Annotated in this window: 6 protein-coding genes; all 6 read left to right on the forward strand. The window is 67.2% G+C overall.

Annotation, left to right across the window (positions count from 1 at the left end; genetic code table 11):
* The first annotated feature begins 209 nt into the window (after positions 1–209).
* The 6 genes from typA to AB8Z75_RS24800 all read left to right on the forward strand — a co-directional run bounded on the left by typA (position 210) and on the right by AB8Z75_RS24800 (position 8,076).
* Positions 210–2,081, forward strand: a complete 1,872-nt coding sequence (gene typA / locus AB8Z75_RS24775) for a translational GTPase TypA (protein WP_369205599.1) — start codon at positions 210–212, stop codon at positions 2,079–2,081.
* 381 nt (positions 2,082–2,462) lie between these two features.
* Entirely contained in the window at positions 2,463–4,073 is a 1,611-nt protein-coding gene (locus AB8Z75_RS24780) for an ABC transporter substrate-binding protein (protein WP_369205601.1), read from the forward strand.
* A gap of 85 nt (positions 4,074–4,158) precedes the next feature.
* Positions 4,159–5,088, forward strand: coding sequence for an ABC transporter permease (locus tag AB8Z75_RS24785; protein ID WP_369205603.1), 930 nt, complete (start codon positions 4,159–4,161; stop codon positions 5,086–5,088).
* Positions 5,081–6,025, forward strand: a complete 945-nt coding sequence (locus tag AB8Z75_RS24790; protein WP_369205605.1) for an ABC transporter permease — start codon at positions 5,081–5,083, stop codon at positions 6,023–6,025. The genes AB8Z75_RS24785 and AB8Z75_RS24790 overlap by 8 nt, the downstream gene beginning before the upstream one ends.
* A 16-nt stretch (positions 6,026–6,041) precedes the next feature.
* Positions 6,042–7,019 (forward strand): ABC transporter ATP-binding protein, encoded by a 978-nt coding sequence (locus AB8Z75_RS24795; RefSeq protein WP_369205607.1) that lies wholly within the window; start codon positions 6,042–6,044, stop codon positions 7,017–7,019.
* Positions 7,012–8,076 carry an ABC transporter ATP-binding protein gene (locus tag AB8Z75_RS24800; RefSeq protein WP_369205609.1) on the forward strand — a complete coding sequence of 355 codons (1,065 nt, stop codon included), beginning with the start codon at positions 7,012–7,014 and terminating at the stop codon, positions 8,074–8,076. Before AB8Z75_RS24795 ends, AB8Z75_RS24800 begins: the two co-directional genes overlap by 8 nt.
* Positions 8,077–8,310 lie beyond the last annotated feature (234 nt).

Here is an 8,310-nt window from a genome sequence, read left to right on the forward strand (position 1 = left end):
AGCGGGGTGTGGCCCGGGCGCGGGCGGTAGCCGGGCGGCGTGGCGGCCCCGTCGGGTGCTCCGCTTGGCTGCCCGTACCATGGCATGTGAGGCCGCGGCGAGCCGAGCCCGGCATCAGGGCCCGCGGCCCGGCCCTCACGGGCCGGGGGCGCCCCGGTCGGAGGCCGGGGGAGCGCGGCCTCATCCGTCAACCCGGGAGACACCCCTCAGTGCCCACGCGCCACGACATCCGCAACGTCGCCATCGTCGCCCACGTCGACCACGGCAAGACGACTCTCGTCGACGCCATGCTCAAGCAGGCCGGAGCCTTCGCGGCCCACCAGCTCGAATCCGTCGACGACCGGGTGATGGACTCCAACGACCTGGAGCGCGAGAAGGGCATCACCATTCTCGCCAAGAACACGGCGGTCAGGTACCACCCCAAGGACGGTGGCGACCCCGTCACCATCAACATCATCGACACCCCCGGCCACGCCGACTTCGGTGGCGAGGTCGAGCGCGGCCTGTCGATGGTGGACGCGGTCGTCCTGCTCGTCGACTCCTCCGAGGGGCCTCTGCCGCAGACCCGCTTCGTGCTGCGCAAGGCGCTGGAGGCCCGGCTTCCGGTGATCCTCTGCGTCAACAAGACGGACCGTCCCGACGCCCGGATCTCCGAGGTCGTGGACGAGACCTACGACCTCTTCCTCGACCTGGACGCGGACGAGGAGCAGATCGAGTTCCCGATCGTCTACGCCTGCGCGCGGGATGGCGTCGCCTCGCTGACCCAGCCGGCCGACGGTGCGGTGCCCGCGGACAGCACCAGCCTGGAGCCGTTCTTCACCACGCTGCTGGAGACGGTCCCCGCGCCCACCTACGAGGAGGCGGCGCCGCTTCAGGCGCACGTCACCAACCTGGACGCGGACAACTTCCTGGGCCGGATCGCGCTGCTGCGCGTGGAGGCGGGCGAGCTGAAGAAGGGCCAGACCGTGGCCTGGATGAAGCGCGACGGCTCGGTGCAGAGCGTGCGGATCACCGAGTTGATGATGACCGACGCGCTGACCCGCAAGCCGGCCGAGAAGGCGGGTCCCGGCGACATCTGCGCCGTCGCCGGTATCCCGGACATCATGATCGGTGAGACGCTCGCCGACCCGGAGAACCCGGTCGCGCTCCCGCTGATCACGGTGGACGAGCCCGCGATCTCCATGACGATCGGCACCAACAACTCCCCGCTGGTGGGCAAGGGCGGCAAGGGGCACAAGGTCACCGCGCGGCTGGTCAAGGACCGGCTGGACCGGGAGCTGATCGGCAACGTCTCGCTGCGCGTCCTGCCGACGGAGCGTCCCGACACCTGGGAGGTGCAGGGCCGTGGCGAGCTGGCGCTGGCGATCCTGGTGGAGACGATGCGCCGCGAGGGCTTCGAGCTGACGGTGGGCAAGCCGGAGGTCGTCACGCGCGAGATCGACGGCAAGGTCCACGAGCCGGTCGAGCGTATGACCATCGACGCCCCTGAGGAGCACCTGGGCGCGATCACCCAGCTCATGGCGTCCCGCAAGGGCCGTATGGAGACGATGACCAACCACGGTTCCGGCTGGGTCCGGATGGAGTGGCTGGTCCCGGCGCGCGGCCTGATCGGCTTCCGTACCGAGTTCCTGACCGAGACCCGGGGCACCGGCATCGCGCACTCGCTCTTCGAGGGGCACGAGCCGTGGTTCGGGGAGCTGCGCACGCGCCGCAGCGGGTCGCTGGTCGCGGACCGGGCGGGCAAGGCGACGCCGTTCGCGATGATGAACCTCCAGGAGCGCGGTGTGATCTTCATCGAGCCCGGCACCGAGGTGTACGAGGGCATGCTGGTCGGCGAGAACTCCCGTTCCGACGACATGGATGTCAACATCACCAAGGAAAAGAAGATGACCAACATGCGCGCGGCCTCCGCCGACACGACGGAGAACCTGGTGCCGCCGCGCAAGCTCTCGCTGGAGCAGTCGCTGGAGTTCTGCCGCGAGGACGAGTGCATCGAGGTGACGCCGGAGACGGTGCGTATCCGCAAGGTGAACCTCGACATGAAGGAGCGCGCGCGGGCTGCCGCGCGGGCGAAGAGGTAGCCGATCGCCGGTTGCGCACCGTAGCGGCCGGCTCGGACGCGGAGGGGACCACACCCTGCGAGGTGTGGTCCCCTCCGCTTTTCCGTGTCCGGATAACGGTTCGACAACCCGTACCGCTGTCCGTTTTAGGCGGGTTTCTGGGGTTGCTCTTGCCGCTTAACGGACAACCGGATGTAGGTGTAATCAAACCGAGACTCTTCACATCTGGTTTACACGGGGGGTGAGGGCAGATAGTGAGTGCATCGAGCTCGGGTTAATGGGTCACGCACCGTCATGTGGGCGGCGACTCCGCGAGCGTGGGGGCGTGTAGCACGGACCGGCAGGCTGCCGGCCATGGCACCGCCCCTTCTTCCTTGGTGAACGACTCTAGGAGGTCGCTCCATGCGTGGTGCGAAGATGATGCAGTGGTCCGCTCTTGCGGCGGCCGTGGCGCTGGCCGCCACGGCGTGCGGTGGAGGTTCCGGCGACGGAGGCAGCGCGTCGGGCAAGCCCGCCGGGTACGTCTCGATGTTCAACGGCGAGCCCCAGCACCCGCTGATGCCGTCCAACACGAACGAGAAGTTCGGCGGCTACGTCATCGACGCGCTGTTCACCGGCCTGGTCGGCTACGACGACAAGGGCGGCCTGACCAACATGAACGCCGAGTCGGTCGAGTCGAAGGACAACAAGACCTGGACCGTCAAGCTCAAGAAGGGCTGGAAGTTCCACGACGGCACGGACGTGACCGCCGAGTCCTACGTCAAGGCGTGGAACTGGATGGCCAACGTCGACAACAAGCAGGCGAACAGCTACTGGTTCGGCGACATCAAGGGCTACGAGGACGTCCACCCGGAGAAGGGCAAGTCCAAGAAGGACGAGATGGAGGGGCTGAAGGTCGTCGACGACCACACCTTCACCATCGAGCTGGCCAAGCCGGTCCCGTACTTCGAGTACAAGCTGGGCTACAAGACCTTCACGCCGCTGCCCGAGTCCTTCTACAAGGACCCCAAGGCGTTCGGCCAGAAGCCGGTCGGCAACGGCCCGTACAAGTTCCAGAAGTGGACCCACAACAAGCTGATCCAGGTCAAGGCCGTCGACAGCTACAAGGGCTCCAACAAGGCCAAGAACAAGGGCATCCAGTTCAAGACCTACTCCAAGCTGGAGTCGGCCTACCAGGACGCGCTGTCCGGCAACCTCGACCTGGTCGACGGCGTCGGCCCGAAGGACCTGCCCAAGCGCAAGTCCGACTTCGGCGACCGCGCGCTCGACGTTCCGTACGCGGGCACCCAGAGCATCGTCCCGGCCTTCTACTCCAAGCCGTTCAAGGACGTCGACCCGAAGGTCATCCAGGGCCTGTCGATGGCGATCGACCGCAAGACGATCACCAAGACCGTCCTCCAGGGCACCCGCATCCCCTCCAAGGCGTTCACCCCGCCGCAGGTCAAGGGCTACCAGGAGCTGGACACCGACGTCCTGACCTACAACCCGAAGAAGGCCAAGAAGTTCATCAAGGACGGCGGCGGCGTCCCGGGCAACAAGATCTGGATCCAGTACAACGCCGACGGCGGCCACAAGGAATGGGTGACGGCTGTGTGCAACAGCATCACCAAGGCCACCGGCGTCAAGTGCGTGGGCGACTCCAAGCCGGACTTCCAGACCGACCTGGAGGCCCGCCAGGCCGACAAGGTCAAGGGCACCTACCGGGGCGGCTGGCTCGCGGACTACCCGCTGAACGTCAACTTCATGCAGGACCTGTACAAGACGGGCGCCTCCACCAACTACGGCCGCTTCTCCGACAAGAAGGTCGACGAGCTGTTCGAGAAGGGCGACCACGCCGAGTCCCTCGACGCGGCCGTGAAGGACTACCAGGCGGCGGAGAAGGAGCTGCTCAAGAAGATGCCCGCCATCCCGCTGTGGGACTACGCGGCCAACATCGTGCACGGCGAGGGCATCGACGACGTCAAGGTCGGCTTCGACGGCAACGTCCTCGTGACCGACATCACCGTCAAGTAGCAGCACCCGGGAAGACGCCGGGGCCGCACCGCCACGAGCGGCGGCCCCGGCCGATCCCGAGCTCCCTTTCCGTTACGGAGGCACTATGGGGCGCTATGTCGCACGGCGACTGCTCCAGATGATCCCGGTCTTCATCGGGTCGACACTGCTGATCTTCTGCATGATGTTCGCGCTGCCCGGCGACCCCGTGGCGGCGCTCTTCGGTGAGAAGAAGCCCGACCCGGCGCAGATCGTGGCGATCAAGCACCAGCTCGGTCTCGACCTGCCGTTGTGGCACCAGTACTGGAACTACCTCACCGGGCTGTTCCAGGGTGACTTCGGCACCGAGATAGCCACCCAGAGACCGGTGGCCGAGGTGATCGCGCAGGCGTTTCCCGTGACCATCCGGCTCACGCTGTTCGCGTTCGTCTTCACCGTCGTCGCCGGTGTGCTGCTCGGTCTGGTCTCCGGACTGTTCGCCGACAAGGTGTTCGACAGGGTCGTGATGATCTTCACCCTGCTGCTGATCTCGGTGCCCAGCTTCGTCCTCGGCTTCCTCTTCCAGTACCTGTTCGCCTTCCAACTCGACTGGCTCACCCCGACCGTGCTGGACTCGAGAGACCTGGGTCAGTTGTTGTTGCCTGCGATTGTGCTGGCGGCACTCTCGTTGGCGTACGTCACGCGGCTCACCCGCACCTCGGTCGCGGAGAACCTGCGGGCCGACTACATCCGCACCGCCATCGCCAAGGGGCTGCCCCGGCGCCGGGTGGTCGGCGTCCACCTGCTGCGCAACTCCCTGATCCCCGTCGTCACCTTCCTCGGTACCGACATCGGTTCGCTGATGGCCGGCGCGGTCGTCACCGAAGGCATCTTCAACGTGCACGGCATCGGCCTGACCATCTTCGAGGCGCTCAACCGCCGCGAGGGGTCCACGGTCGTCGGCATCGCCACGCTGATCGTGATCGTCTACCTCGTCGCAAGCCTGCTCGTCGACCTGCTTTACGCGGTCCTGGACCCGAGGATCCGTTATGACTGAAACCCTGAACGTGCCCGCGTCGGCGGCGACCGACCCGCAGCCCGCTCCGCCGGGCAAGGACGCGGCGCCGGCCAAGGGCCGCAGTCTGTGGACCGACGCCTGGCACGACCTGCGGCGCAAACCGCTCTTCGTGATCTCGGCCGTGCTCATCGTGTTGCTGCTGGCCATGGTCGCCTTCCCCAGCCTGTTCACCTCCGCCTCCCCTCAGGTGGGCGACCTGACGCACCACTACCAGGGCAAGCCCAACTACACGCACCTGTTCGCCGAGGACTGGTTCGGGTACGACACCCAAGGGCGCTCGGTGTGGGCCCGCATGGTCTACGGCGCGCGGGCGTCGGTGCTCGTCGGCGTCCTGGTGACACTGTTCGTGACGATCCTCGGCGGCATCGTCGGGCTCGTGGCCGGCTACTTCGGCGGCTGGCTGGACAGCGTGCTCTCCCGAGTCACGGACATCTTCCAGGGCATCCCGTTCCTGCTGGGTGCCATGGTCGTGCTGACCACCTTCACCGAGGGGAACGTGTGGGTCGTCATCATGGCGCTGCTCTTCCTCGGTTGGACGCAGATCGCCCGGGTCGCTCGCGGCTCGGTCATCACCGTCAAGCAGAGCGACTACGTGCACGCCGCGAAGTCGCTGGGGGCGAGCACGGCGCGGATCATGTTCCGGCACATCGTGCCCAACGCGGTGGCACCGGTGATCGTCGTCGCCACCACGGCGCTGGGCGGCTACATCGCCGCCGAGGCGACTCTGTCCTACCTGGGCATCGGCCTGGCGGAGCCCGCGGTCTCCTGGGGCGTCGACGTCTCCTCCGGCAAGGACGGCCTGCGCACCGTGCCCCACATGCTCATTTCCCCCGCCATCATGGTCTCCCTGACCGTCCTGGCGTTCATCATGCTCGGCGATGCGGTCCGCAACGCCCTCGATCCCAAGAGCCGTTGAGGGAGGCGCGCCTCATATGACCCTGCTCGAAGTGCGGGACCTGCACGTCGATTTCCACACCCGGGACGGCATCGTCAAGGCCGTCAACGGCGTGAACTACCAGGTCGAGGCCGGCGAGACGCTCGCGGTGCTCGGCGAGTCCGGTTCCGGCAAGTCGGTGACGGCCCAGGCGGTCATGGGCATCCTGGACATGCCGCCCGGGCGCATCCCCAAGGGGGAGATCCTCTTCCACGGCGAGGACATGCTCACCATGTCCAAGGACGAGCGCCGCAAGATCCGCGGTGCCCGCATCGCCATGATCTTCCAGGACGCGCTCTCCTCGCTGAATCCGGTGCTGACCGTCGGCTACCAGCTGGCGGAGATGTTCCGCGTCCACCAGGGCGCCTCCCGCAAGGAGGCCAAGGCCAAGGCCATCGAGCTGATGGACCGGGTGAAAATCCCGGCCGCCAGGGCCCGGGTGGGCGACTATCCGCACCAGTTCAGTGGGGGGATGCGGCAGCGCATCATGATCGCGATGGCGTTGGCGTTGGAGCCTGATCTGATCATCGCGGACGAGCCGACGACTGCGCTGGATGTGACGGTGCAGGCGCAGGTGATGGAGTTGCTGGCGGATCTGCAGCGTGAGTTCAACATGGGGCTGATCCTGATCACCCATGACCTGGGTGTGGTGGCGGACGTCGCGGACAAGATCGCGGTGATGTACGCGGGGCGGATCGTGGAGACGGCGCCGGTCAAGGAGCTGTACAAGGCTCCGGCCCACCCCTACACCCAGGGCCTGCTCGACTCCATTCCCCGCCTCGACCAGAAGGGCAAGGAGCTCTACGCGATTCAGGGCCTGCCGCCCAACATGGCCAAGGTTCCCGACGGCTGCGCCTTCCATCCGCGCTGCCCCGTCGCACGGGACGTCTGCCGCAGTGAACTGCCCCCGCTCGCCGAGGTCGGTGAAGGACGCGGCAGCGCATGCCACTTCTGGAAGGAGACCCTCGGTGAGTGAACAGTCCCAGCAAACCGAGCAGACCGAGCGCCGCGAGCCGATTCTCGAGGTGCGGGACCTGGTCAAGCACTTCCCGCTGACCCAGGGTGTCCTCTTCAAGCGGCACGTCGGCGCGGTCAAGGCGGTCGACGGCATCTCCTTCGACCTCTACCCGGGCGAGACGCTGGGCATCGTCGGCGAGTCGGGCTGCGGCAAGTCGACCGTGGCCAAGCTGCTGATGAACCTTGAGGCGCCGACCTCCGGGACCATCCGCTACAAGGGCGAGGACATCACCAAGCTGTCCGGGCGCGCTTTGAAGGCGGTGCGGCGCAACATTCAGATGGTGTTCCAGGACCCGTACACGTCGTTGAATCCGCGGATGACGGTGGGGGACATCATCGGGGAGCCGTTCGACATTCATCCTGAGGTGGCGCCGAAGGGGGACCGGCGGCGCAAGGTGCAGGAGTTGCTGGATGTGGTGGGGCTGAATCCGGAGTATGTGAACCGGTATCCGCACCAGTTCAGCGGGGGTCAGCGGCAGCGGATCGGGATCGCGCGGGGGCTGGCGCTGCGTCCGGAGATCATCGTGGCGGACGAGCCGGTCTCGGCGCTGGACGTCTCGGTGCAGGCGCAGGTCGTCAACCTGATGGAGCGCCTCCAGGACGAGTTCGGCCTCTCCTACATGTTCATCGCGCACGACCTGTCCATCGTGCGGCACATCTCCGACCGCGTCGGCGTGATGTACCTGGGCAAGATGGCGGAGATCGGCAGCGACGAGGAGATCTACGAGCACCCGACGCACCCGTACACGCAGGCGCTGCTGTCGGCGGTGCCGGTGCCCGACCCCGACGCCGAGGGGCGCAGGGAGCGGATCGTACTGGAGGGCGACGTGCCCTCGCCCGCCAACCCGCCGTCCGGGTGCCGGTTCCGCACCCGCTGCTGGAAGGCGGAGGCGCGCTGCGCCGAGGAGGTGCCCCTGCTGGCGGTTCCCACGCCGTTCGAGGAGTCGGAGTCGGGGGCCGCGCACCCGTCGGCCTGCCACTTCGCCGAGGAGCGGGCGGTCGTGGCCGCGGCCTGAGACCGCGCGCGGGAGCTGCCGTGCCCGCCCGTGTGGTCCATACGGGTTCCGGCCCTCCGGGGCCCGGGCACGGCATCCAGGCATATGGTGTCAAAAGGTGTTAAGTGGGTCCGAGTCGATCTCGGACCCACAGCGCTTCCAGGAGGCACCCATGCGTGGAGCCACCCGCGTGACCACGACCAGGAGGGCGCTCGCCGCCGTGGGGGTGCTCACGCTCGCGGCGACCGCCTGCGG

The organism is Streptomyces sp. PU-14G (assembly GCF_041028275.1).
GTDB lineage: Bacteria > Actinomycetota > Actinomycetes > Streptomycetales > Streptomycetaceae > Streptomyces.

Excerpts from the sequence above, each read along its gene's own strand:
- AB8Z75_RS24780 (WP_369205601.1), top strand. The coding sequence starts at position 2,463 with ATGCGTGGTGCGAAGATGATGCAGTGGTCCGCTCTTGCGGCGGCCGTG.
- AB8Z75_RS24785 (WP_369205603.1), top strand. The coding sequence starts at position 4,159 with ATGGGGCGCTATGTCGCACGGCGACTGCTCCAGATGATCCCGGTCTTC.
- AB8Z75_RS24790 (WP_369205605.1), top strand. The coding sequence starts at position 5,081 with ATGACTGAAACCCTGAACGTGCCCGCGTCGGCGGCGACCGACCCGCAG.
- AB8Z75_RS24795 (WP_369205607.1), top strand. The coding sequence starts at position 6,042 with ATGACCCTGCTCGAAGTGCGGGACCTGCACGTCGATTTCCACACCCGG.